Genomic DNA, 25,666 nt, shown 5'->3' with positions numbered 1-25,666 from the left:
GGGGCCCAGTCGCGCTGGCCCAGGTTTGGCAATGCTGTGCTCTCCAACAACCCGCTCACTCCTGGGCCCCGGCCTTCGCCGGGGAAGGCAGCAGGAAAAATGGGTAAGCGCCGCGCTATGGCGGGGAGCCACGCCCGATGAGCGAACCCAAGGGCCACCGCCCGCTCCCGATCCTCAAGGACGCGCAGGCGCGTGCGAGCGATCCCGGCGGGCACGTCTGGCTGTCCGCCTCGGCGGGGACGGGCAAGACGCAGGTGCTCACCGCGCGCGTCTATCGCTTGCTCCTGCGCGGGGTCGATCCGGCGGCGATCCTGTGCCTGACCTTCACCAAGGCGGGCGCGGCCGAAATGGCGGGGCGGATCGGCGAGCGGCTCGCGGCGTGGGTGCGGATGGCCGAGCCCGATCTCGCGCGCGATCTCCATGCGCTCGGCGAAGACCCGTCCCCCGAGCTCAAGCAGCGCGCCCGGACGCTGTTCGCGCGCGTGCTCGATTCGCCCGGCGGCGGGATCCGGATCCAGACGATCCACGGTTTCTGCCAGAGCCTGTTGTCGGGCTTCCCGGTCGAGGCGGGGCTTGTCCCCGGCTTCCGCCCGATCGAGGCGCGCGAGGAAGCGGTGATGGCGCGCGACGCGCTCGCCGAGATGCTCGTCGCCGCCGAGAGCGAGGGGCGCGAGAAACCGATCACCACCGTCGGCGCGCTGAGCCTGCGGCTGGGCGAGGGCGAGGCGGAACGGTATCTGCTCGCCTGCGCGCGTGCGCCCGCCGCGATGGCGGAGTTGCCGATTGGCGATGGCGTCCAGCCCTTCATCCGCCGCGCACTCGCCTTGCCGCCCGGCGATATCGAGGCGGTGTTGTGCGAAGCGTGCGACGATAGCGAGTTCGACGTCGACAGCGTCGCGCGGCTCGCGGCGGCGAACCGCGCGTGGGGGACCGCGACCGGCGGCAACCACGCCGACATCGCCGAATGCTGGGTCGAGGCGACGCCCGAAATGCGCGTGCGGATGCTCGGCGACCTGATCGGCGTGCCGTTCACCGCCAAGCGCGAACCGCGCAAATATTCGCCCAAGCTGCTGGCCGCGGACGAGGATTATGCCGGCATCGCGATCGAGGTCGGCGAAGCCTGCGCCACGCTGCTCGGCCTGCGCGAGCGTGCGGCTTATGCCGATCTGCTCGCCGATGCGCTGATGGTCGGGCGCGATTATGCCGCGACCTATGACCGCGCCAAACACCGGCTCGGTGCGGTCGATTTCGACGATCTGATCCGCGCGACGATCGCGTTGCTGCAACAGCCCGGCATGGGCGAATGGGTCCGCTACAAGCTCGACCAGGCGACCGAGCATGTCCTGATCGACGAGGCGCAGGACACCAACCCCGAGCAATGGGCGATCATCCGCGCGCTCGCCGAGGAATTCTTCGCGGGCGACGGCAGCCACGGCGAGCGCGTCCGCACCTTGTTCACGGTCGGCGATTTCAAACAGGCGATCTTCGGGTTCCAGGGGACCGACCCGCGCTACTTTGGTGCGGCGGAACTCAGTTTCGGGCGGCTGGCGGAGGCGGCGTGGGATTCGGACAGCGCCGAACGCGCGCGGACCGGCGAAATGCGCGCGCGGCCGTGGCATCGGCTGTCGCTGACGCAATCGTTCCGCTCGACCAGGCCGGTGCTCGAATTCGTCGATTCGGCGCTCGAACTGCTCCCCGAACCCGGCATGGGGCTGATCGCGGACCGCGAGCGCCACGCGAGCGAAGTCCCGGGGCCGGGGACGGTCAGCCTGTGGCCGCTGGTGGTCGCAGGCGCGGGCGACGAGGATGAGGAAGGCTGGATCGGCGACGCGACCCGTGCACTTGCCGGGCAGATCGCGCGGACTATCAAAGGCTGGGTCGGCACGCTGATGCTCGAGAGCAAGGGGCGCACGCTCCAGCCCGAGGACATCATGATCCTCGTCAAGCGGCGTGGCGACCTCGCGTCGCTGATCGTCGCGCGGCTGTATGCCGAGGGCGTGCCCGTCGCGGGGGTCGACCGGCTGCGGCTCAACGCGCCGCTGTCGGTGCAGGATCTGTTGTCCGCGATCCGCTTCGTGCTCCAGCCGGAGGACGATCTGTCGCTGGCGTCGCTGCTGGTCTCGCCGTTGATCGGGTGGAGCCAGGACCAATTGATGGACGCCGCGCCCAAGCGCGCGGTCAGCCTGTGGCGGCATATCAGCAAGACCATGCCGCGCAGCGAGTTGGCACCGGTCTATGCGATGCTCGATCGCGCCGATTTCGCGACGCCCTATCAGTTCCTCGAGGAACTGCTGTCCGGGCCGCTCGGCGGGCGGCGCAAGCTGCTCCGGCGGCTGGGGCAGGAAGCGCGCGACCCGATCGAGGAATTGTTGAGCGCAGCACTCGACTTCGAATCACTCGGGACGCCGTCGCTGCAACGCTTCCTCGACTGGTTCGATCGCGGTGAGGTCGAGATCAAGCGCGATCCCTCCACGCCGCGTGATTCGGTCCGCGTGATGACCGCGCATGGCGCGAAGGGGTTGCAGGCCCCGCTGGTGATCCTCGCGGACGCGGCGGTCGACCCGACGCGCTCGCCGCGCTCGACGCTCAAATGGACCGCGGGCGACATGGCGGCGGCGATCCCGATCATCCGCCCGCGCAAGGGCGAGGCGACCGGGCCGCTCGCCGAGCTGGTCGACGATGCCGCGGCGCGCGATCTGGAGGAGCATTGGCGGCTGTTCTATGTTGCTGCGACGCGCGCCGAGGAGCGGCTGGTGATCGCGGGATCGGTCGGGCCGAGCGCGAAGGGCGTTGCCCCCGAGGCAAGCTGGTACGCCGCCGCCGACCGTGCGATGACTGCGCTCGGGTTGCCCGTGGAGGCTGCGCCGCGCGATTTCATCGGCCATGCGCCGCAAAAGCCGGTGCCGCTGGTGCGCGCGAAGAGCGGCGAGGGGCGCGAGCCCGTGACGGTGCCGGACTGGGCGCTACGCGACGCGCCGGTCGAATCGCGCCCACCGCGCCCGCTCGCGCCATCGTCGCTGGGCGATGACGTGGTGTCGGACGCGCCGCCGACGCCGGCGATGCGCGATGCCGCCGAGCGCGGGCGGCTGATCCACGCCCTGTTCGAACGCTTGCCGCCGGTTGCGCCCGACGAGCGCGCGGTGGCGGCGGATCGCTGGCTCGAACGGAGCGGGGCGGTCGCCGATCCTGCCATGCGCGCGGCGATTGCCGACCCGGTGTTGACGGTGCTCGACGATCCGCGCTTTGCAGAGGCGTTCGGGGAGCGGTCGCTCGCCGAGGCGCCGATCGCGGCGGTGCTGCCCGACGGGTTCGTCGTATCGGGCACGGTCGATCGCCTGCTGGTCGAGCCCGAGCGGATCCGGATCGTCGATTTCAAGACCGGGCGCAGCGTGCCTGGCAGCGAAGCCGAGATTCCGCCCTATCATATCAAGCAGATGGCGGCCTATGCCGCGGCGCTGCGCGTGATCTTCCCGGGGCGGCTGGTGGAGGCGGCGTTGCTCTATACCAGCGGGCCGACGCTGTACCTGCTGTCGCCCGAGGCGCTCGCCACGCACAAGCCCGGCTTTGCGAGCGCGGAGCAAAGCTAGGCTTCGTGCGCTTGAGGTGCGAGGGCGGCGACCTTACGTTCAGCCCAACACAAGGAGACAGACATGCCGACCAAGAAGATCACCGACGCAAGCTGGGATGCCGACGTCACCAATGCGCAGGGCGCGGTGCTGGTCGATTTCTGGGCGGAATGGTGCGGCCCGTGCAAGATGATCGGACCGAGCCTCGAGGAAATTTCCGAGGAATTGGGCGAGCAGGTGACGATCGCCAAGCTCAACATCGACGAGAACCCCGACGCGCCGGGCAAGTATGGCGTCCGCGGGATCCCGACGATGATCCTGTTCAAGAACGGGCAGCCGGCGGCGACCAAGGTCGGGGCTGAGCCGAAGAGCAAGTTGAAGTCCTGGCTTGAGGGTGAGCTGGCTTAAGGTGATTGGCCTCCGGATCGAATGATCCGGGGGCCTTTTTCTTGATTGCACCCTACCGTTGCGCTTCCCCGGCGAAGGCCGGGGCCCAGTAGCGAAACCTGAGTTGCCGAACGCTGCGCTCAGTTGGAGAAACCTCCGCTACTGGGCCCCGGCCTTCGCCGGGGTAGCGTTCTCGCAGGGCGATGCCTTCCTCAGCTCCGATAATCCGCGTTGATCGAAATATACCCGTGCGTCAGATCGCAGGTCCACACCGTCGCCGCGCCGTCGCCGAGCCCGAGATCGACCCCGATCTCGATGTCCTGGCCCTTGAGATGCGCCGCGACCGGCGTCTCGTCATAGCCGGTCACCGCCAGCCCCTCGCGCGCCACCTGCGTATCCCCGAAGCGGATCGCGAGCAGGTCGCGCTCGGCAGGTTCGCCCGCCTTGCCGACCGCCATCACGACGCGGCCCCAATTGGCGTCCTCGCCAGCGATTGCAGTTTTCACCAGCGGCGAGTTGGCGATGCTCAGCGCAATGCGGTGCGCGCTGCGGTCGCTTTCCGCGCCGGTCACCGCGACTTCGATGAATTTGGTCGCGCCTTCGCCGTCGCGGACGACAAGATGTGCGAGCTGGCGGCACAGGTCGCCGAGCGCCGCGCGGAACGCGTCCGCGCCATCGTCCTCGGCGGCGGTCAGCGCGGCGTTGCCCGCCTTGCCGGTTGCGAAGGCCAGCACACTGTCGCTGGTCGAGGTGTCGCTGTCGACGGTGATGCACGAGAAGGTCGCGCGATTGGCTTCGCTGAGCGTCGCCTGGAGGAACTCGGCTGAAACCGCGGCGTCGGTGAAGATATAGCCGAGCATCGTCGCCATGTCCGGCGCGATCATCCCCGAGCCCTTGATGATCCCGACCAGCGTGACCGTGCGCCCGCCAATGACGGCGGTCGCCATCGCACCCTTGGCGAAGGTATCGGTCGTGCCGATCGTGTTGGTCGCGTCCTCCCACGAACAGGGCGCGGCCGCGAAGACCGCGTCGAGCCCGGCCTCGGCCTTGTCGATCGGCAACGGCACGCCGATTACCCCGGTCGAGGAAACGAACACGTCGGACGGGCGGCAGGCGAGCGCGCCCGCGACCTTGGCGGCGATCGCCTCGACCGCAGCGCGTCCGCGCCCGCCGGTGAAGGCGTTGGCGTTGCCTGCGTTGACGACGACCGCGCGCGCTTCGCCGAGGATCAGCGCAGCGCGGCACCATTCGACTTCGGGCGAGGGGCATTTGCTTTGCGTCAGCACGCCCGCGACGGTCGTGCCGGGGTCGAGCGTGATGAAGGTGAGGTCGTTGCGCTCCCACGGCTTATACCCGGCGCGCGCGACACGCGGCGTGACCCCGGCGATCGCGGGCAGGGCGGGGAAGGGGCGAGCGAGCGGGGAGCGGTCCATGTGCGCGGCTGTAGCAGATCGCTACCGCGTCTCAAGCAGTGGCTCCTGTTGCTCTCCTTGGAAGGGCGGGGGCGGTGGGGGAGAGTGCAGCACCTGCCTCAGGCCCACCCACCCCCAGCCCCTCCCTTCTAGGGAGGGGAGGAACTTGCGGGACGTTTCTCTCTCCCCTCCCTGGAAGGGAGGGGGCGGGGGTGGGTCGGTGTGGGGAGCGCGTAGCACCCGCCTCCGGGCTACCCACCCCACCCCCTTCCAGGAAGGGGAGCGCGCGGTTTCGTGCGTCTCGCGTGGGGCGGTGCTTCGACTTCGCTCAGCACGAACGGAATTCAGGCCAGTTCCTTTGTTCAACCTTTCGGGCGCGGGTTGCTCGTCGAAACCGTCCTCCCCGTTCGCATTGGGCGAAGTTCTCCGTTCGCCCTGAGCGAAGTCGAAGGGCCCTCTCCGCACGAACAGCCCCCCACGACGAGTGGTGTTTGCCGATAGACGAAGTGCGTCGCAGCCATTACATGCCCAAATACCCATGGAATGGCTGTTGTTCTTTTCTGCGATCCTTTCTGCGCTGACCGGCGTGGTGACGGGCGTTCGCGCGCCGGACGTGCAGGTTGAATGCCAGTCGGTCGCGGCGGCTCGTGCACAGGTCGCGCTCCCCGCGCGGGTGCTGCGTGTGGCGGGCCATCTGCATCTCGCCGGTGGCTTCATGGAAACGCCGGTCTTCTCGGTCAGCAGTCTTACCCTGCCGGTGATTGCAGCGTCGCGCCTGTACCTGGATCGCCCGCGGGCTTGATCCGGTGGCGCCTGCCGCGCTGCCCTTCTTAACGACATCTTTCGGTGGCCGCGTGTAGCGCGCCGCTCATCCTCTTTGAAAATACAGGAATTGCCCATGTTCGGCGGCATTGCCAAATCGCTCTTCGGCTCGTCCAACGACCGTTACGTCAAGTCGCTCGGCGCGGTCGTTGCGAAGATCAACGGGTTCGAACCGACCATCTCCGCCATGTCCGACGAGGAACTGTCAGGCCAGACCGCGCGCTTTCGCGAACGGCTGACGGCGGGCGAAGACCTCGACGCGCTGCTGCCAGAAGCGTTCGCCACCGTGCGCGAAGCCGCCAAGCGCGCGCTCGGGCAGCGGCATTACGACGTCCAGCTGATCGGCGGCATCGTGCTACACCGCGGCGAGATCGCCGAGATGCGCACCGGCGAGGGCAAGACGCTCGTCGCGACGCTTGCGACCTATCTCAACGCGCTGCCGGGCAAGGGCGTCCACGTCATCACCGTCAACGACTATCTGGCGGCGCGCGACGCGGGCTGGATGGCGCAGGTCTACAACTTCCTCGGCATGACGGTCGGCGTGATCATCCCCAACCTGTCCGACCAGCAGCGGCTCGACGCCTATGCCGCGGACATCACCTACGGCACGAACAACGAGTTCGGCTTCGATTACCTGCGCGACAACATGAAGTATGAGCGCGAATCGATGGTCCAGCGCCCGTTCGCGATGGCGATCGTCGACGAGGTCGATTCGGTGCTGATCGATGAAGCGCGCACGCCGCTGATCATCTCCGGCCCGACCGACGACAAGTCCGACCTGTATCGTTCGGTCGACCTGATCGTGAAGCAGCTCCAGCCGACCGATTACGAGAAGGACGAAAAGCAGAAATCGATCATCCTGACCGAGGACGGCACCGAGAACATCGAGCGGCTGCTCGAGACCGCAGGGCTGCTCGAGGGCGCGAACCTGTACGATTTCGAGAACACGCAGGTGGTGCACCACACCAACCAGGCGCTGCGCGCGAACATGATGTTCCGGGCGGACATCGACTACATCGTCAAGGACGGCAAGGTCATCATCATCGATGAGTTCACCGGCCGCATGATGGACGGCCGCCGCTGGTCGGACGGTCTGCATCAGGCGATCGAAGCCAAGGAAGGCGTCGAGATCGAGCCCGAGAACCAGACGATGGCATCGATCACCTTCCAGAACTATTTCCGCATGTATCCGAAGCTTGCCGGCATGACCGGGACGGCGGCGACCGAGGCGGCGGAATTCTACGACATCTACAAGATGAACGTGGTGACGATCCCGACGCACGTGCCGGTCCAGCGCGTCGACGAGGAAGACGAATTCTACAAGGACACCGCGGACAAATTCCGCGCGATCGCCAAGAAGATCAAGCATCACGCCGATCTCGGCCAGCCGGTGCTGGTCGGCACCGTGTCGATCGAGAAGTCCGAATTGCTCAGCGAATTCCTGGTGCAGGAAGGCGTGAAGCATGAGGTGCTCAACGCACGCCAGCATGAGCGCGAGGCGCACATCGTCGCGCAGGCTGGGCGCAAGAGCGTCGTGACGATCGCGACCAACATGGCGGGCCGCGGCACCGACATTCAGCTCGGCGGCAATCTCGAGTTCCGCGTCAACGACGAGCTGTCGGCGATGGCCGAGGGCCCCGAGCGCGAGGCGGCGGTTGCGCGGATCAAACAGGAGATCGCGGTCGAGAAGGCCGAAGTGCTCGCGGCGGGCGGGCTGTTCGTGCTCGGCACCGAGCGGCACGAGAGCCGTCGTATCGACAATCAGTTGCGCGGGCGTTCGGGGCGTCAGGGCGATCCGGGGCTCTCGCGCTTTTACCTCAGCTTGGACGACGATCTGCTGCGTATCTTCGGGCCGGACACTTTGTTCGCCAAGATGATGCGCTCGAACATCGGCGACGGCGAGGCGATCGGCAGCAAGTGGCTGTCCAAGGCGATCGAGACCGCGCAGAAGAAGGTCGAGGCGCGCAACTACGACATCCGCAAGCAGGTCGTCGAATATGACGACGTGATGAACGACCAGCGCAAGGTCATCTACGAGCAGCGCAGCGACATCATGGACGCATCGACCGTCGGAGACGTGGTCGAGGATATGCGGTCTGAGACGGTCAACGGCATCGTCGGCGCGGCATGCCCTCCCGGCACCTATCCCGAGCAGTGGGATATCGCGGGGATGAAGGAGCAGCTCGCGACAACGCTCAACCTCGAACCGCAGATCGAGGCATGGCTCGAGGAAGAGGCGATTGACCCCGAGATCATCGAGGAACGCGTCCGCACGCAGGCCGACGATCTGGTCCGTGAAAAGGCCGAGTCGCTCGATCCCGAGACGTGGGTACGGGTCGAGAAGTCGATCCTGCTGCAGAACCTCGATCATCACTGGAAGGAGCATCTGGCCACGCTCGACGCTCTGCGGCAGGTCGTCCACCTGCGCGCCTATGCGCAGAAGACGCCGATCAACGAGTATAAGCAGGAGGCGTTCTCGCTGTTCGAACGGATGCTGACCAACATCCGCGAGGACGTGACTCGCACGATCGCTTTCGCTGAGTTCAACGTCGAGCCGACCCCGTCGCTGCCGACCTTGCCGGACTTCATCACCAGCCATTTCGACCCGTTCACCGGCGACGACGATACCTACGACCAGGATGGTGCCAGCGGCCTGATCACCACGCGCCTGCCGCCGCTGTCGATCCCGCGGCCGGAGGGCAAGGAACTCGGCCAAGATCCGTCGGAGTGGGCCGGCAACGTCAGCCGCAATGCGCCGTGCCCGTGCGGGTCGGGGAACAAATACAAGCACTGCCACGGCGCGGTGTGATCCCCCGCCGCTAACTTCATCCCCGCGGAGGCGACCTCTGCGGACGATGGGTTACGGAGTGGTCATTTCTGTTTTCCCGCGAAGGCGGGAATCCAGAGTCATTCAGACCAACGGTTTGCAGTTCTTGTGACTCTTGGACCCCCGCTTTCGCGGGAGAACAGCATTGGCTTCGCTGAGGCCATGCCTTCGCGGGAATGACGGAATGTGGGGGCGGGGGCCTCCACCACCGCGTCCGCAGAAACCGCAGACGCAAAAAAAGCCCCCCTTCCGGCCTGCGGAGGGGGGCTTTTTGATGCCGCTGATCGGTAGCCGTTACTTCGGCGTGACGATGCTTGGCCCGAGGTTGCGGAGCACCTCGCGCGCGTCGAACGCGCGGATGTTGTCCTTGGGCTTGGGGCCCTTGCCGACGACGATCTCGGCGTTCGCTTCATACTTGTCGATCGTGTTGATATCGATCCCGCGATCGAAGAACGGATCACCGATGAAGGGATCCCACGAGCGCCAGCCGAAGCCGCGACCGCGGTAGCGCCAGCTCGGACCCCAATAGCCGCCGCCGAAGCCGCCGCCATAGCCGAACCCGCCACCAAACCCGCCGCCGTAGCCGAGGCCGCCATACCCGCCGCCGAAGCCGCCGATCCCCGGCGTGGCGTAGGTTCGCGTGCTCTTGTCGACGTTACGGTCGGCGAAGACGAAATAATCGAAACCGCGCTGGACGGTCAGCTCGGCGGCGCGGAACAGCAGGTACTTCTCGACCGTGTCGCGCGAGGTGTAGCTGTTGCCCGAGAAGCTGACCTGGAAGCGGTTGTCCTCGATCTGGCGGTCGGTGTAGCCAGACCGGGCAAAACCGCGGCCAACCGCCGGACGATAGGTCGATTCGGATGCGCAGGCCGTCAGCAGGGTGGATGCCGCAAGCGCCACGATGAGCGCGGATCGGCGGAAGTTGGGCGGGAACTTGGGCATTTCGGTCTCCAGTGAACTGGTCTGTGCGGCGAGCCGTGCCGTCGAGGCCATGAAGCGCAGAACGATCGACCCGATGCAAGGCTCCGGGTTCTCGGTCCGATCTTGCTGCGCATAAGCGCCTGTAGATGAACGGAGACTGACGCGCGACGAATTGCTCCACAGGCGTCAACGAATGTATTACCGTTTTGGGCCTATGTACGACATTATGTAATCGCGCGAACGCCTGACATGCGCTTATGTTGCGAAGTGGGCGTTGGCGAAGCGTATTGGGGGTTTCGATGCGAATCGTGGCATTGACGGCAGCGAGCTTGATCGTCGGGGCGACTCTGGCGCGGGCGGCGCATGCCGATCCCGGGGCGATGTTGCCCGACCCGGTTCCGTCGGCGCTCGGCAAGCTGACCCCGGTCGAAGCCAAGGTGACGCCCGATTTCCGCGTCAGGCTGGCGATGGTGACGTCTGCGGCGGTGACCGATACGCTGCTCGGCCCGGACGGCGCGATGCAGCACCGGTTCGCGAGTTCGATGATCGACTATTATCCGTTCCACGGCAGCGGGCTGCACCTGTCGGGCGGGATGAAGTTCTTCTCGGTCGCCAACTTCGTCCGTGACGCCGAGAAGGCGACCGGCGGGCTACTCTATATACCGCGTCTGCCGGGCACCAGCAGCGGCGTGCGCACCGGCTTCAACCGGCGTACGCCTGCCGCGACGGTGGGGTATAGCGGCAAATACAAGAACGCGCTGTTCGGGGTCGAGATGGGGACGCTGGTCGGTGCGGCGAATGCCGACCTCCCGCGCTCCTATCGCGCGCTGGGCGAACGCCGCGGGGGGCTCAACCCGATCGCCAACCTCGTGGTGGGCATGAAGTTCTGAGCCGACGCAACGATTCGGTCGCGCAGCGATCGTCCGATTAGAAAACGGCGGAAATCCGCCGTTTTTTCAGTAATCTAAAAAACCTGCGTCACGGCGCTTGCATTGCCGCGCAACCCGTTGCTATAGGCGCGCCTCCGCGATGTTCCCTGATAGCTCAGCGGTAGAGCTCTCGACTGTTAATCGAGCGGCCGTAGGTTCGAATCCTACTCAGGGAGCCACTTCTCGTCGGACGATCCGACCGTTGCACAGCGTGCAAGGTCGGACCCCAATCCACCAACGGTACCTAGCGATGCGATCGCCTCAGCAGGCGGCGACCGCGCCTAGGAATGCGGTGATCTTGGTAACGTCCTTGATCCCCGGCGCGCTTTCCAGCCCCGACGATACGTCCACCAGCGTCGCACCTGTCGTCCGCACAGCATCGCCGACATTGACCGCGTCCAGGCCGCCGGAGAGCGCCCAGGGCTGCGCATGGCGGTAACCGTGCAGCAGCGTCCAGTCGAAGCGTACGCCCATCCCACCGGGCAGGGCAGCGCCAGGGGGCGTCTTGGCATCGTACAGGATTCGGTCTGCGACACCCTGATAGGGCAATGCCTCGGCGAGATCGGCGCGTGTCCGCACCGCCACCGCCGCCCATAGCTCGATTCCGGTTCGCGCCTTGATCGCGGCGGCGCGTTCGGGCGAGGTCTGGTGGAGTTGAAGGACTTGCAGACGACCGACGTCGATCGCTGCGTCGAGCATCGCATCATCAGGGTTCACGAACACGCCGACGCGTGCAACGTGCGACGGAACGCGCGCTGCAAGCTGCGCGGCACGGTCGCGCCCGACATGGCGGGGGGAGGGCGGGAAGAACACCAGCCCGACATGGCTCGCGCCCCCGGCAATGGCACAGTCGAGTGTTTCGGGCGTGGATAGCCCGCAGATTTTGGCGGTAACAGGCATGCAAGAGTCCTCGGCGCTCGTCGTTAGGCACGCAAGCGTTATCACGAAGGACTTAATGCGCGCCGAACAAGCGTTCGGTCGCGCGCCGACTCACCTTAAAGCGTGGCTTCGATCGCACGGGCCGCCAGGTCGGGGTTTTCGGCCTGGGTGATCGGGCGACCGACGACCAGCACCGACGCCCCCGCATCGATCGCCGCACGCGGCGTCACGACACGCTTCTGGTCGCCCAGCGCGCCGTCGAGCGGACGGACCCCCGGGACGACGAAGAAGCCTTTGGGCCACAAGGCGTGCGCCGCCGCCACTTCGGCACCCGAACACACGACCCCGTCGATCCCCGACTCGCGCGCAAGCTCGGTCAGCCGCAGGACCTGGTCGTGCGGCGTGCCGGGAACCCCGATCGTGGCGAGATCGGCGGCATCGAGGCTGGTCAGCGTGGTCACCGCGACGACCTTGGTCCCGACCGGCGCGGCTGCCTTGGCATCCTCCAGCATCGCGCGGCCGCCCGCGGCGTGCACCGTCAGGATCGCTGGCTCGATCCCGTGCAACGCCATGATCGCCTTGGCGACGGTATTGGGAATGTCGTGCAGCTTGAGGTCGAGGAAGATCGGCAGGCCGACTCCCGCCATGCTGCGCACCCCCGCCTGACCGTTTGCCAAGAAGAATTCGAGCCCGAGCTTGATCCCGCCGACATGATGGCGAACGCGCTCCGCCATCGCATGGGCCTTGGCGAGATCGGGCGTGTCGAGGGCGACGTACAGGCGGTTACTCACAACAACGCTCCGCTGGCGGGGGTGGTCTGAACGGGTTCGGCGGGCATTGGCGGCGAATCCGGCAGCAAATTGGGGGCAGGGGCAGGCGGCACGGGTGGCGCCATTGCCGCGCGCATGTCGGCGAGCGTGCGTTCCGCGGTCGCCAGTCGCGTGCGGAGCCGCCAGCGCAGCGTCGAATGCCAGGCCAGCGTCGGCAGCAATCCGGCGAGGAACGTGATGAGCAGCAGCAGCGGCAAGTTTACCAGCGCTTCCATCCCGCCCCACAGGCGAATCGCGACGCTGGTCCAGTTGGCGACGGTGAACACCGCCGCGATGAACGCGAGCAGGCACCAGAACAGGATCTTGAGGAATTGCATGGGGGCAAGGCTACTCAAAACCGTGCGGCTTGACCAGCGTCAGCCGATTTCGCGACGAAGTGTCTCGAACAGGCCGGGAATTGCGGTCAGCCGATCGGCCTCCTCGTCGAGGATCGCGAGGAAGGCGGCGCGTTTGATCGCTGCGGTACGACCGGGCTTGAGCCGCTGGTCGGTGTCGAGCGTCGACAGTACGATGTCGATCATCCGTTCGGCCCCATGCAGCCGCCCCCACAGATAGTCGTTCTCACGGTAGGCGCGGCTGAAGAACGCGCCGAAACTGTTGAACTGGATGCCCTTCAACGTCGCCTCGGCACCCCCCGACCGGATCGTCGTCGCGTCGTCGGGGGCGATCCGGTCGACCTTGATCGGGTCGAACTCGTCGAGGCCTTCTCCCTGCAACAGCGGCAGGGTGGCGACGTCATAATAAGGGAAGCCGAGATACGTCAGCAGGATCGGCCGCTTCACTTCGCGCGACAGGCCCGCAAAGGCCGCCGCCAGCCTTGTGTCGGTCGCGGTGTCGAGATCGCGCAGGCGCATTGCCGTGCCCAGTCGCTCGAGCAACGCCGCGGCGTCACCGTCCACCGCGCTGACGTCCGGCAGGAGCGCGGCATACCGGTCGGACCGCTTGCATTCGAGATAATCGGACAAGCTCGCATAAACCGCCTCCCGGATCGGGCCGAGTTCGGTTTCGGGATGATTGCCCTCAAGTTCGGTGATCCGCCGCGCCAGCAACCGCAGACGGCGTAACCGGAATCCCAGATCGAAGGTGCGCAGGAAGACGATGGTGGTCTGGCCGACCCCGCCCGCAAAACCGCCCTTGGGATCGTCGAACCCCTGCGCCGCGACCGCGCTTTCGATACGATTGCGGACGTGCGCGCTCGTATGCGGCTTTGCCTCAGCGCCCACGCCGTCGAGCAACGCAGTGATCGCCTCGACCACCCCGGTCAGCTTCAGATGCCCGTAGGCGGCATAGGCATAGCCCGAGCTTTTCGCCGCTGCATTCTGCGCGCGCTGCCGCCATGCCGCAAGGCGTGCCGGGGTCGGCGAATCCAGGAACAGCGTATAGCCGAACAGTCCCTCGACCTGTTTCTCGACCTCTGGACGGATCCCGGCGATGATCGTCCGCATCCGCTCGATCCGGCGCGATCGGTCCGCGATGTCTTCCAGATTGTCGCGGATCGGTTGCTGGCGCGGCAGTTCCGACATTGCGCCGATGATCGTCTGGAAGAAGCCGGGGGGCTTGTCGCCGCCGGTGCCGAACCCAAAGCTGCCGCGTGGGTGCGGATCGATATAAACGAACCGTCGGTCGATCTGGCGTTGCGCCGGGCGTTCGCGCAAAGCCTCGATCGCGGGGCGGAAGGGGGCGTTGTTGAGCACCGACCCGTCGATCAACACCGCGGTCTCAGCGGCATTGGCGGCATATTGGCGCGGCAGGATACGTTTGAGGAACGCCTCGCGCTCGGGCCAGGTCGTCGCGCGATCTTGGAGCACGCGATCGAGTTCGCCGACCATGAAGGGCGGGAATGCGCCGGGAAAGCAGGACGTCGCGCGCGCCGCGAACGCCAGCTCCGCCGGATCGGCAAGCGTCTCGCACGCAACGCCGTGGTCGGAGAAGGGCACCACCACGCGGTGTTCGGTCTCGACCACTTCGGGGGGCGAGTGCAGCGTGAGGCGTTCGGGGTGGCCGCGGAAATCGGTGACGGTGACGAACAGGTCGAGCGGCTGGCCCGGCGGCAGCAGCCGCGGCGCGCGGGGTGCCGCCGCCATTGCTTCCAGCGCGTCGAGGATCAGACCGGTGAACCGCTCGCCCCCAAAGGGTGGCTCGAACCAGCGCGAGCGAATGAAGTGCGACAGCTTCGCGCGCACCTCGTCGCGCGCGCCCGATTCGACCGTGGCCTCGACCCCGTCGGCGCTCCGCGCGGCGACCCAGGCAAGCGGGAGCGCCCAGGCCTTCGAGAATCGCGTCGTGGGGGCCTGTCGCTCGTCGATCAGCGCTTCGACATCCGCCGAATCGAGCCACAGTTGCGTCAGTGGTTCGAGGCTTTGCCCCGTGCTGATCGCCTGCCCGAGAAAGACGCCGTTGATGCCGCCTGCGCTCGCGCCCGCGATGATGTCGACCAGCACGCGCAACCGAACGCCGGTTTCGGCTTCGATCTCGTCGAGCAGCGCGCGGTAAATCCCCGCGCTGCCGGCGTCCGCATCGGGTGGCGACGCCCCGGCGTGGAACGCCTGGCTCGCGCGCGCCAGTCGCCAGATTTCCTTGGTGATCCCGTGCATATAGACCGCGAGGCTGATGCCGCCGTAGCAAACTAGGGCTAGGCGCAGCTCCTTATGGCGGGTCATTGCGGCTCGATCAGTGCCCAGATCGGGAGGTGGTCGGACGCCTTGCGCGCCAGCGGGCTGGTGTGGACCCCGCACGCCTCCACCCGGAAGCCACGCGTCATGATCCGGTCGAGCCGCCCGATCGCACGGCGCGCGTGGAAGCTGGGTCCGGTCGGCGCGATATCGAACGAATGGCGGAAATCATGCAGGCACCCGCCATTGGGGGTCCATTCGTTGAGGTCCCCCATCATCACCGTGGGCATCGGCGGGGCACAATCCTCGACATGCGTCAGGATCGCGCGCGCCTGACGCCGTCGCCACAGGCCCGACAGGTCGAGATGCATGCCGAGGACGCGGATCGGTTTCGAATCGACCGTCAGATCCACACAGATCGCGCCGCGCGGTTCCAGCGTCGGAATATGCAGCTGGGTTGGCCGAAGGATCGTGCAGTCCTTGCGGACGAGCAGCGCATTGCCATGCCACCCCATGCTGAGGCGATCATGCAGGCGGACGGCGCGCCAGGGCGAATGGTCCTCGAGCATCCGGTGCGGGATGATCGCCGCGCGGGTGCCGTGGCGCAAATCCGCCTCCTGCAACGCGATGACATCCCCGTCGATTTCGCACAGCACATCGAGAATGCGACGCGGGTCGCGGCGTCGGTCCAGTCCGACTCCCTTGTGCATGTTGTAGCTGACAACCTTGATCACCCGATCGCTATCGGGCGGATCGCGTCGTCATGCAATCGTGAGTGGTCGATCGTACGGTTCATCGCCACGGGATGCGCGACGAACGGAGCGGCAAAGGGAGGCAAGCCGCCGCGTTGCGAGTGGGGGACAACGCGACGCCCAAATCGCGACAAACTGCCGTGGGTTTTGTAGCGTAAGTAACGTCTGCGACACGCGGCGTAATACGCACGTAAAATGGTGAGGCACGAACAGAATGGATAGTCAAACGGCGGCATAACTGCGAAAAGCAACCGTCAAGCGAATGACACGAGCGCCCGATATGATATAAGGCGAATCCAAGGCGCGGGGGCGGATCATGGCTATTCTACAATGGGTAAAGTGCAGGTTCGGTTTCCACAGTCGCAATGGACACCGCGTGCGATGGCAAGGCGGCAAGCGCTATAGCGTTTGCAAGGGCTGCAACCGTCGCATGGTTCGCGAACAGGAAGGGTGGCAGTTGCTGATCGTCCGGGACGAGGCGAAGGGGTGACTGCGCCGCGGTCGAACGGGGACAATCTGGCTTCGGCAGAGCATGCAGTCACCGTGGACGTCCCCGGGGTTGCCGGTTCGGCCGGTCGTCGCGCCTGACATAGCGCTACCATCAACAACGACTTGATGGAGAACAACTATCTTTCTCACGGCGCGGATTGCGTGATGGTAACGTTACCGATAATCTAGTCAGACAATAACAAAAGCTTGGGAGAGCGATCATGAGTCTTGCGTCACGGAACCGTGCGTCGAAGTGGGCCGTCAAACCTGTTCGAGCCTGCCTCACGTGCTGCGGCATTGCCGCCGCCTTTGTCCTTGCCGCGCCGTTGCAGGCGCAGAGCGACAAGATGGCGCCGATCGCGATCCCACCCCAGCCATCCGCGATCGACCTCGGCACGGGCCCCTTGCCCAATGCCAAGGCGCCGGAAGCATGGCACAGCCAATATGGCAGCGTCTTCGCCCGCAACGTGACCGTAGCGACTCTCACCCCCTTCCTGCCCGATCCCGCCAAGGCGACCGGTGCCGCGGTGATCGTCGCGCCCGGTGGTGGCTTCCAGACGCTGTCGATGGAGAACGAGGGCTGGGACGTCGCGCGCGCGCTTGCCGCCAAGGGTGTGGCCGCGTTCGTCCTCAAATATCGTCTTAACCAGACCCCTGAGGACATGGCAGCGTTTCAGAAGGGCTCCGGCCCTGGCGCGGGCCCACGCCCGCCGCGCCCCAGCGCCGAAGCGATGATGGCGAACCTCGCGCCGCAGATCGCGGATGCGCGTGCGGCGTTCGCGCTGGTGCGCAAGCGTGCCGGGGAATGGCATGTCGATCGTGACCGGATCGGGATGGTCGGCTTCTCGGCCGGCGCAATGCTGACGATGGCGACGACGATGGCGGGCCAGGACGCCAAACCCGCGTTTATCGGCGACATCTACGGCCCGGTCAGCCCGATGACGGTGCCTGCGGACGCGCCGCCGTTGTTCGTGGCGCTGGCGGCCGACGACCCGTTGTTCGGGGGCACGGGCTTCGGGCTGATCGACAGCTGGCGCGCGGCGAAGCGCCCGGTCGAATTCCACCTGTTCGAACAGGGCGGCCACGGCTTCGGCATGTACCAGAAGACCACGACGAGCACCGGCTGGTTCGATGCGTTCGCGCGCTGGCTCGACATGCACGGTTATCTCAAGCGCGCCGCCTGACCGCCGCTTGACCACCCCGCGCCGCCGCCCGGGCGGCGCGGCTTGCCGATCGAATGCCCTGTCGCGCCGTCCGTCGGACAGGTTCCGGACATGAGGAAGACTGTATGAAGCGGGTTGTTGTCGCGTTGCTTACGAGTGCCAGTTTGATGGCGGGAATCACCGCGGTGTCGGGCCAGTCCCGCACCGCCCCGGCCAAGGGGCCGGCGCTGGTCGTCACGCCCGCCGAGACGCTGGAGGCGCAGGGCCTGTCGGTCATCGTCGACCAGAACAAGTTCAGCCCGATCTTCTTCGATGAGAAGAACGCGGGTATCCAGCTCGTCCTCCACGGTAACCGGATCGCGACCGACGGCGCGGTGCGGCTCGACCGTACGCCCGAACAATGGGCGCCGGTGCCCGCCTTCATCAGCCGCACCCGCGGCACCGAGCCAAATCAGATCGTCGTCCGGTCGGACTATAAGGCGGTCGACCTCGCGTATAGCGTCAAGGTTACGGCCGAGGCGGGGGGCTTCCGCATCGCGGTCGATCTCGACCGGCCGCTCCCCGCGTCGCTCGCGGGCAAGGCGGGGTTCAACCTCGATTTCCTGCCGACCGCCTATTTCGGCAAGAGCTATTTGATGGACGCTGCCCCCGGCCTGTTCCCGCGCCATCCGACCGGCCCGATGGCCAAGGACGGCTCGGGGGATCCGCTGCCGATGGCAACGGGCGGCAAGTCGGTCACGCTTGCGCCCGAGGACCCGCTGACCCGCGTCAGCATCACCTCGGACGCGGGGACGTTGTCGCTCTATGACGCGCGCAATCGGGCGCAGAACGGCTGGTTCGTCGTCCGGTCGGAGATCGCAGCGGGCGCCAAGGAGAATGCGGTCGTCTGGCACGTCCGCCCCAATGTCATCAAAAACTGGGTGCGCGAGCCCGTCGTGTCGTTCAACCAGGCAGGCTATACGCCCGGGCGCAGCAAGGTCGCGCTGATCGAGCTCGACCCCAATTTCACCGCCCCCGCCGAGGCCGAACTCGTCAAGCTCGGGTCGGACGGCAGCAAGCAGTCGGTGTTCCGCGCCAAAACGAAGCCACGGGGCCGCTGGACGCGCTATGCCTATGCCGCGTTCGACTTCTCGAGCGTGCGTGAGCCGGGCGTCTATGCGATCTCCTACGCCGGGCAGACGACCAACCCGTTCCGGATTGCCACCGATGCCTACGGCCGGATCTGGCAGACATCCCTCGACACCTTCATCGCGGAACAGATGGATCATGTCGGGATCCGCGAACAGTATCGCGTCTGGTCCGCTCCGTCTCACCTCGACGATGCGCGCCAGGCCCCGCCGAACATCACCCATTTCGACGGCTACAAGATGGGCCCCAATCTCGATTCCCCGTTCAAGGCGGGCGAGCATATTCCGGGGCTCGCGGTCGGCGGCTTTCAAGATGCGGGCGATTACGACATCCAGACGCCCGAAAACGCCTCGGTCGTGCGCGATCTGGTGTGGGCGCGGGAGCTGTTCGGGCTCGATTGGGACGAAACCAGCGTCGATGAGGCGGCGCGTGCGGTCGAGATCCGCAAGCCCGACGGGGTCGAGGATGCGGTCCAGCAGATCCGCCACGGCACACTGCAATTGCTCGCGCAGTACAAGGTGTTCGGCCATGCGATCGTCGGGATCGTCGATCCGGCGCTGCGGCAATATGCGCATCTCGGCGATGCCGGGTCGCAGACCGACAATCTGGTCTACAATCCCAAGCTGAAGGCGACCGAGCGCAAGGGCGACGGATCGGGCGCGCAGGACGATCGCTGGGCGTTCACCACCAACTTCCCCGCGAACAACCTTGCGGTCGCAGGGGCGCTCGCAGGCGCAAGCCGCGCGTTGCGCGAGAGCGATCCCGCGATGGCGGCGGAGTCGCTGGCCGCGGCCAAGGCGCTATGGACCAAGGAACAGGCCGGGGTGAAGGACGGTGGCGACGGACGGGACGATTCGTCGTCGCGCCGCTCGCCCGAGATGGCGAACGTGGTCGCCACGGTCGAGCTGCTGATCACCAGCAAGGGCGACAAGGTCTATGCCGACCGGCTCCGCACGCTGATGCCGGTGATCCAGCAACACTTCGAATGGGTTGGCAGCGCGGCGGTCCGGGCGATCCCGCTGATGGATCCGGCGTATCGCGCGCAGCTCCTGCCGCTGGTGCAGGCGCTCAAGGCCAAGGTCGATCAGGACATGACCAAGAACCCGTTCGGCGTGCCGATCAGCGACGGGTCGTGGGCGGGGTCCAATCAGGTCGTCAGCTTCGGTACGACGATGTACCTGATGCACAAGGCGTTCCCTGAACTGATCGGGACCGAGCACACGCTGGCCGCGCTCGATTACGTGCTGGGGCGGCATCCGGCGAACAACCTGTCCTTGGTGTCCACCGTCGGCACCGCGTCGAAGCTGATCGGTTATGGCCACAATCGCGCCGACTACAGCTTCATCCCGGGCGGGATGGTGCCAGGCGTGCTGATCGTCAAACCCGACTTCCCCGAGGCGAAGCCCGACTGGCCGTTCCTGTGGTTCGAAAACGAATATACGGTTAGCACGACCTCGGCGTATATTCTGGCGGCGCGGGCGGCGATGGCGACGGCGGCGGAAACGCCCTGACGGGGGGCGGGTGTGCTTCCCTTGTTGAAAAACCTCCCCACCGTTCGTTTCGTGCGTCGTCGAGAAACCTGGCACAGCGATCGTGGCGGCTTCTCGACTGGGCTCGAAGCGAACGGAAGGGGGGAGTTTTCTCGATCGTATGCGCTGCTGCTGCGTCGGTCGCCGACCGCTCTCCTGCTATTGCATGGCGCGCCCAATCGGGCATGAACGGCGGCGACCTATCCGGAGACCCCGCATGCGCCTGACCCTCGCCATAGCCCTCGCGACATCGCTTGGGGTTGCCACGCCGGTCGCGGGCATCGCGCAGCAACAGCCGAATGCAGCACCCGCCGAGGGGCCGACGCGCGCGTTCACCGGCGCGGACCTGTTCGGGCTGTCGATCGCGGCGGACCCGCAGATCAGCCCGGACGGGCGTACGATCGTCTACGTTCGCCGCAGTGCCGACGTGATGACCGACCGGATGCAGTCGTCGCTCTGGCTGATCGACGTTGCCTCTGGACGGCAGACTCCGTTCGCGGCGCAAGGGTCGAGCCCGCGCTGGTCACCCGACGGTACGCGCGTTGCCTATGCCGCCGCTGACGGGGATCGCTCGCAACTGTTCGTCCGCTGGCTATCGTCGAACAGCAGCGCGCGCGTGACGAGTTTTCCCGGCGATCCGCAGGCGCTCGCCTGGTCGCCTGATGGGCGACAGCTCGCTTATGTCGCGACGGTCGCGGGCGAGGCGACGACGCTGGGCAAGGCGCCACCCAAGCCCGAGGGCGCGAAATGGGCCGAGCCGCTGACAGTCATCGATCGGATCAACTATCGCAACGATGGGCCAGGATACGTCAAGCCGGGGCGGGATCATCTGTTCGTCGTCGCGGCAGAAGGCGGTGCCGCCCGCCAGCTGACATTCGGCGCGTTCGATGACGGTGGTCCGCTCTCCTGGACGCCCGATGGCCGCTCGATCGTCTTCGCGGCGATCCGCGGCCCCGAGGCCGATCGGCAAGTGATGAACTCCGACGTGATCGCGGTCGACGTGACCAGCGGCGCGCTCAGGACGCTGACGAGCCGCGACGGGCCGGATGCCAAGCCGCTCGTGTCCCCGGACGGCAGCCGGATCGCGTGGCTCGGGTTCGACGACAAGCGCCGCAGCTACGAGAATACGCAACTCTACATCGGCGACCGCAACGCCGGCGGGGCGAAGTCGCTCACCGCGCCGCTCGATCGCGGGATCGAGGATGCGGTATGGGCTGCGGATGGGCGCAGCCTGTTCGCCAGCTACGACGATCGCGGGCAACGCAAGGTCGCGCGGATCGGGCTCGATGGCCGCGTCACGCCGATCATCGACAACGTCGGGGGCGACGGGCTCGACCGTCCCTATACCGGCGGTGCCTTCTCGGTCTCGCGCAACGGCACGATCGCCTATACCGGCGGCGACGCGTCCGCGCCCGCGGACGTCTGGATATCAAGTGGGGGCAAGCCGCGTCGCCTGACGCAGCTCAACGCGGTGATGGCCGCGTCCAAGGCGCTCGCGCCCATCCGCAAGATTGCAGTGACCGCACCCGATGGGCGGTCGATCGATGCATGGCTTGCAACACCGCCCGGCCAGCCTGCCGGGAAACGCGTGCCGTTGATCCTCGAGATCCACGGCGGTCCCAACAGCGCCTATGGCCCGAGTTTCGCGACCGACGTGCAACTCTATGCGGCGGCGGGCTATGCGGTGCTGTGGACCAATCCGCGCGGATCGACCTCCTATGGCGCGGAGTTCGCCAATCTGATCGACAAGAAATATCCCTCCGCCGATTACGACGACCTGATCGCCGCGGTCGATGCCGCAATCGCGGATGGCACCGCCGACCCCGACAATCTCTTCGTCACGGGCGGATCGGGCGGCGGCGTGCTGACCGCGTGGATCGTCGGCAAGACCGACCGGTTCAAGGCCGCCGCGACGCAGAAACCGGTCATCAACTGGGCGAGCGAAGCGCTGACGATGGACAACACGCTGTTCACCTCGCGCTACTGGTTCACCAAGCTGCCGTGGGAAGACCCGATGAGCTATTGGAACCGTTCGCCGCTCAGCCTCGTCGGCAACGTCAAGACGCCGACGCTGGTGGTGGTGGGCAGCGACGATTATCGCACGCCGGTATCCGAGTCGGAGCAATATTACGCCGCGCTCCAGATCCGCGGCGTGCCGACCGCGCTGGTCAAGGTGCCGGGGGCGAGCCACGGCGGCTTCACGTCGCGCCCGTCGCAATCGGCGGCCAAGGCGTCCGCGATCCTCGCATGGTTCGATCGGTATCGGACCGGCGCGGGGGGCAATGCCGCTCCCAAGCCCTGATCGGTGCGGGAGGCGATGCGCATAGATGGGGGGATGGTGCCGGTTGCAGGAATCGAACCCGCGACATCCAGTTTACAAAACTGGCGCTCTACCAACTGAGCTAAACCGGCGTGGAGGACGCTGTCCTCGTGCGCATTCCATGCGTCAAGACACGCCGAAGGTCCAGCCCTCCGTGCGTGCGATCTGGCGCGTCATCGCGGGCGGATGCCATAAATCGTCGCGTCGTGCGTTCGTGCGGAGCCATGCCGCGGTGAGGATCGCATCGGTCGCGTGATCGGTATAGCGCGGCATCGGCAGATGCGGATCGCTCCCCATCGCGGCGAGCGCCAGGTCGAGCGCTTCGCCATCGCGCAGCTTGCTCAGGCCCTTGCGGATCCCCGCGGCGCGGGCGGCGATCGTCGTGTAGATTTCGACGACGCAGGCGCCACGCCGGGGCGGGGGATCGATCGGCCAGACCGGAATTGCGGGATCGAGATGATGCAGCAGGCGCATCCCTGCGAAGCTTGCCTTGGCGACCTGTGCCGCGCCGATCGCGTCGTAGACGGTCGACGCCTTGCCGCCGCCGTTCGCGTTGAAATGCTGTTCGCAGCGGCGATAGTGCATGAAGTGCGCCTTTACGCCGTCGGCCGCGCCCAGATAGAAATGCCGCCCCCGCCGCGTCTCCAGGAACGATGCTGCGCCAAGATCGGCATCGCTGCTGTGCCGGTCGACATAGGCCCATAACGCGCGCGGATCGGTCGCGTCGGTTTCGCCCGGCAGATAGGCGCCGCGATCGAGGAACGGCGCCGAGAAGCTGAAGTCGAACCCGACCAGCAAGGAGTCATCCGCACGGTCGTGCAACCAGTGGAGGATGTCGGTGCGTGACCAGACGCCACGCGGCGGCTCGACGAGAAGCGGTGCTGTGCGCCCCTCGTCGCAGATCGCCAGTGCGATACCGGGATGCCGCGCACCCTTCGCGCCTGACCAATCGATCGCCGCGAAGCGGGTAAAGTGGCTCGGAACTTCGTTCGCCTGGTTGGCCGTCACCGCGACGTATTCGGCCGGCGGGGCCGCGTCACCGTCCATTGACGACCGCATATCCGTCCGCGATCAGCCGGCGATATTCCTGCTCCGGGTGGCCGTAGGTATCCCCGGCCAGTTGCAGCAGCTTGTCGCGGCTGCGCACGACAACCTTAGCTCGTAATCCGCGGATCGCCTGTTCCTCTTCCAGCCGGTGCAGGGCATCGGTGATGCTGCTGCGACGCACCCCCAGCATGAGCCGAAATTCCTCATGGGTCATACAGATTTCGTCGGACTGCACGCGGTCGTGATACAGCAGGATCCACCGCGCCATCCGCCGCTCGATCGGGTGGGCCAGCGACGATACGATCGTGCGGCTCATCTGCAGCATGAAGACGTGGACGAACCGCAGCAGCGTCCGGTGGAGGGTCGGGCTCGCCGCGATCGCGGACAGCATTGCGTCCGCCGGGATGCGCAATGCGCGGCCATGTTCGGCGCGCATCGTCACGTCATAGGGGGACCGCCCATCCCCCAGGAGCAGGGGCCAGCCGATGAAGCCCTCGGCGCCGATCAGGCCAACCGCATAGCGCCGGTCGTCCTCAAGCGAATCAAGAATTCCCGCGATCCCCTGCTCGAAGAAGCACAGGCTGTCGATCGGGTCGCCTGCGCGGGTGATGAAGTCCCCCACCGCGAACGATACCGGAGTCAGATGCGGCATTAGTAGCGCCAAGTCTTCGGCCGACAGACTGGCGAGCAGCAGGTTGCCGCCGGCCGCAACGGTATCGGGCTGCGCGTGCGAGATACTCGCCGAGATCGGGGTGACATTGCTCATAAAGGCTGGGGACATGGAAGGCTGGCCTGCTCGCTGGACAGGCCGCTTGGCCCGGAACCGTACAGAAACGTTCATGCCGTCGGGTTGTTCACCTTTTGATACAAGCAGGAGCGACCATGACTTTCACCCCCAAGCACCTTCCCGCCCGCGCGATACTCGTCGCCGCGCTGCTCTCGGCGTCGTCCGGCGTTTACGCGCAGTCCGCGCCGTCGGCCGATGCGCCGCCCCCGCCGCCGCCCCCCGCCACTGCAACCCAGCCGCCCAAGGCGGCGCCCGACATGCAGATGGTGCTCGATGCGCTGGCCGGCCTCGGCGGCAAGCCGATCGAGACGTTGACCCCGGCGCAGGCCCGCCAGCAGCCGTCCGCCGCTGATGGCGCGAAGGCGGCCATGGCCAAGAAGGGCATGCCCACGACGCCCGACGCGTCGGTCACGACGCAGGACGTGCCCTATGGCACCGACGCCCAGCAGTTCGCGCGCATCTACAAGCCAGCGGGCGCGCCGGCGGGCAAGCCGATGCCGATCGTCGTCTATTATCACGGCGGCGGCTGGGTGATCGCCGACGTCGCGACCTATGACGCGGCACCCCGCGCGATGGCCAAGGCGCTCAACGCGATCGTCGTGTCGGTCGAATATCGCCATGCGCCCGAGTTCAAGTTCCCGGCGCAGCATGACGACGCCGCGGCAGCCTATCGCTGGACACTGCAGAACGCCGCGAGCTGGGGTGGTGATCCGGCCAAGATCGCGGTCGCAGGCGAGAGCGCCGGCGGCAATTTGGCGGTCGCCACCGCCATCTACGCCCGCGACAACCGCCTGACCGCGCCGCTCCACATCGTATCGGTCTATCCGATCGCGAACAGCAGCATGACGCTGCCGTCGCGCAAGGATTCGGCGAATGCCAAGCCGCTCAACACCGCGATGCTCGGCTGGTTCGGCCATTACTATCAGACCAGCAAGGCGGATGCGCAGGACCCGCGGCTGAACCTCGTCGCGGCCAACCTGCGTGGCCTGCCGCCGACGACGATCATCAACGCGCAGATCGATCCGCTGCGCTCGGACGGTGAAACGCTGGCGAGCGCGATGCGGGCGGCAGGGGACAAGGTGGAGCAGCGCACGTTCCCCGGCGTGACGCACGAGTTCTTCGGCATGGCCAAGGTCGTCCGCGGCGCGAAGGACGCCAACGATCTCGCGGTCGCGCGGCTGAAGGCAGCGTTCGCGGCGGCACCGCGCCAGCGTTGAGCGACACGGGGGCGGCAGGCCGCCGCCCCTGAATATGTGTGGGGAAGGG

The 25,666-nt window shown here is 66.6% G+C and carries 18 protein-coding genes and 2 tRNA genes; 10 read left to right on the top strand and 10 right to left on the bottom strand.

From position 1 onward, the window contains the following. Positions 1–137: 137 nt before the first annotated feature. Positions 138–3,587, top strand: a complete 3,450-nt coding sequence (gene addA / locus AC3WJR_RS09535; RefSeq protein WP_492724505.1) for a double-strand break repair helicase AddA — start codon at positions 138–140, stop codon at positions 3,585–3,587. A 63-nt stretch (positions 3,588–3,650) separates the two neighbouring features. Then, a complete protein-coding gene (trxA, locus tag AC3WJR_RS09530; protein WP_277968484.1) occupies positions 3,651–3,974 on the top strand; it encodes a thioredoxin TrxA in 324 nt (107 codons plus the stop codon). Positions 3,975–4,165: 191 nt separating this feature from the next. Here trxA and argJ read toward each other — a convergent pair whose 3' ends face one another. Then, positions 4,166–5,386, bottom strand: coding sequence for a bifunctional glutamate N-acetyltransferase/amino-acid acetyltransferase ArgJ (gene argJ, locus AC3WJR_RS09525; protein ID WP_492724503.1), 1,221 nt, complete (start codon positions 5,384–5,386; stop codon positions 4,166–4,168). A 517-nt stretch (positions 5,387–5,903) separates the two neighbouring features. On the opposite strand from argJ, the gene AC3WJR_RS09520 reads away from it, so the two are divergent. Both AC3WJR_RS09520 and secA read left to right on the top strand, forming a co-directional pair. After that, positions 5,904–6,167, top strand: a complete 264-nt coding sequence (locus AC3WJR_RS09520; RefSeq protein ID WP_492724501.1) for a hypothetical protein — start codon at positions 5,904–5,906, stop codon at positions 6,165–6,167. Between the two features lie 96 nt (positions 6,168–6,263). Then, entirely contained in the window at positions 6,264–8,996 is a 2,733-nt protein-coding gene (gene secA, locus AC3WJR_RS09515) for a preprotein translocase subunit SecA (RefSeq protein WP_492724499.1), read from the top strand. A 312-nt stretch (positions 8,997–9,308) separates the two neighbouring features. Here the strand turns inward: secA and AC3WJR_RS09510 are convergent, their stop codons facing one another. After that, positions 9,309–10,007, bottom strand: coding sequence for a CC0125/CC1285 family lipoprotein (locus tag AC3WJR_RS09510; protein ID WP_492724497.1), 699 nt, complete (start codon positions 10,005–10,007; stop codon positions 9,309–9,311). Positions 10,008–10,243: 236 nt separating this feature from the next. On the opposite strand from AC3WJR_RS09510, the gene AC3WJR_RS09505 reads away from it, so the two are divergent. Together AC3WJR_RS09505 and AC3WJR_RS09500 are read left to right on the top strand one after the other, a co-directional pair. Next, positions 10,244–10,825 carry a hypothetical protein gene (locus AC3WJR_RS09505; RefSeq protein ID WP_354284341.1) on the top strand — a complete coding sequence of 194 codons (582 nt, stop codon included), beginning with the start codon at positions 10,244–10,246 and terminating at the stop codon, positions 10,823–10,825. Positions 10,826–10,968: 143 nt separating this feature from the next. Beyond that, positions 10,969–11,043 (top strand) — tRNA-Asn (locus tag AC3WJR_RS09500). An 82-nt stretch (positions 11,044–11,125) separates the two neighbouring features. On the opposite strand, the gene AC3WJR_RS09495 is transcribed toward AC3WJR_RS09500, so the two are convergent. The 5 genes from AC3WJR_RS09495 to AC3WJR_RS09475 all read right to left on the bottom strand — a co-directional run bounded on the left by AC3WJR_RS09495 (position 11,126) and on the right by AC3WJR_RS09475 (position 15,919). Then, on the bottom strand, positions 11,126–11,764 hold the full coding sequence (locus AC3WJR_RS09495) for a phosphoribosylanthranilate isomerase (RefSeq protein WP_492724495.1): 639 nt from the start codon (positions 11,762–11,764) through the stop codon (positions 11,126–11,128). A gap of 95 nt (positions 11,765–11,859) precedes the next feature. Next, entirely contained in the window at positions 11,860–12,534 is a 675-nt protein-coding gene (pyrF, locus tag AC3WJR_RS09490; protein ID WP_492724493.1) for an orotidine-5'-phosphate decarboxylase, read from the bottom strand. Beyond that, entirely contained in the window at positions 12,531–12,890 is a 360-nt protein-coding gene (locus AC3WJR_RS09485) for a hypothetical protein (RefSeq protein WP_492724491.1), read from the bottom strand. Before AC3WJR_RS09485 ends, pyrF begins: the two co-directional genes overlap by 4 nt. 39 nt (positions 12,891–12,929) lie before the next feature. Beyond that, positions 12,930–15,233 carry a patatin-like protein gene (locus AC3WJR_RS09480; RefSeq protein WP_492724489.1) on the bottom strand — a complete coding sequence of 768 codons (2,304 nt, stop codon included), beginning with the start codon at positions 15,231–15,233 and terminating at the stop codon, positions 12,930–12,932. After that, positions 15,230–15,919 carry an endonuclease/exonuclease/phosphatase family protein gene (locus AC3WJR_RS09475; protein WP_492724487.1) on the bottom strand — a complete coding sequence of 230 codons (690 nt, stop codon included), beginning with the start codon at positions 15,917–15,919 and terminating at the stop codon, positions 15,230–15,232. The genes AC3WJR_RS09480 and AC3WJR_RS09475 overlap by 4 nt, the downstream gene beginning before the upstream one ends. Before the next feature lie 728 nt (positions 15,920–16,647). On the opposite strand from AC3WJR_RS09475, the gene AC3WJR_RS09470 reads away from it, so the two are divergent. From AC3WJR_RS09470 to AC3WJR_RS09460, 3 genes are all read left to right on the top strand, one after another. Then, positions 16,648–17,610 carry an alpha/beta hydrolase gene (locus AC3WJR_RS09470; RefSeq protein ID WP_492724485.1) on the top strand — a complete coding sequence of 321 codons (963 nt, stop codon included), beginning with the start codon at positions 16,648–16,650 and terminating at the stop codon, positions 17,608–17,610. A gap of 104 nt (positions 17,611–17,714) precedes the next feature. After that, positions 17,715–20,228, top strand: coding sequence for a glycoside hydrolase family 9 protein (locus AC3WJR_RS09465; RefSeq protein WP_492724483.1), 2,514 nt, complete (start codon positions 17,715–17,717; stop codon positions 20,226–20,228). A 235-nt stretch (positions 20,229–20,463) separates the two neighbouring features. After that, positions 20,464–22,548 carry a prolyl oligopeptidase family serine peptidase gene (locus AC3WJR_RS09460; protein ID WP_492724481.1) on the top strand — a complete coding sequence of 695 codons (2,085 nt, stop codon included), beginning with the start codon at positions 20,464–20,466 and terminating at the stop codon, positions 22,546–22,548. Between the two features lie 34 nt (positions 22,549–22,582). Here AC3WJR_RS09460 and AC3WJR_RS09455 read toward each other — a convergent pair. The 3 genes from AC3WJR_RS09455 to AC3WJR_RS09445 form a co-directional block, all read right to left on the bottom strand. Then, positions 22,583–22,658, bottom strand: a tRNA-Thr gene (locus tag AC3WJR_RS09455). A 34-nt stretch (positions 22,659–22,692) separates the two neighbouring features. Next, a complete protein-coding gene (locus AC3WJR_RS09450; protein ID WP_492724479.1) occupies positions 22,693–23,613 on the bottom strand; it encodes a hypothetical protein in 921 nt (306 codons plus the stop codon). Then, positions 23,603–24,379: a Crp/Fnr family transcriptional regulator gene (locus tag AC3WJR_RS09445; RefSeq protein WP_492724477.1), complete on the bottom strand. Its 777-nt coding sequence runs from the start codon at positions 24,377–24,379 to the stop codon at positions 23,603–23,605. The genes AC3WJR_RS09450 and AC3WJR_RS09445 overlap by 11 nt, the downstream gene beginning before the upstream one ends. A 116-nt stretch (positions 24,380–24,495) precedes the next feature. Here AC3WJR_RS09445 and AC3WJR_RS09440 point away from each other — a divergent pair, with 116 nt between their 5' ends. After that, complete coding sequence (locus AC3WJR_RS09440; RefSeq protein WP_492724474.1) at positions 24,496–25,617, top strand: alpha/beta hydrolase; 1,122 nt, start codon at positions 24,496–24,498, stop codon at positions 25,615–25,617. The last annotated feature ends 49 nt before the right edge of the window (positions 25,618–25,666 follow it).

The organism is Sphingomonas sp. FW306-05-A, from assembly GCF_058782275.1.
This window is presented reverse-complemented; position numbering and strand designations above follow the sequence as displayed.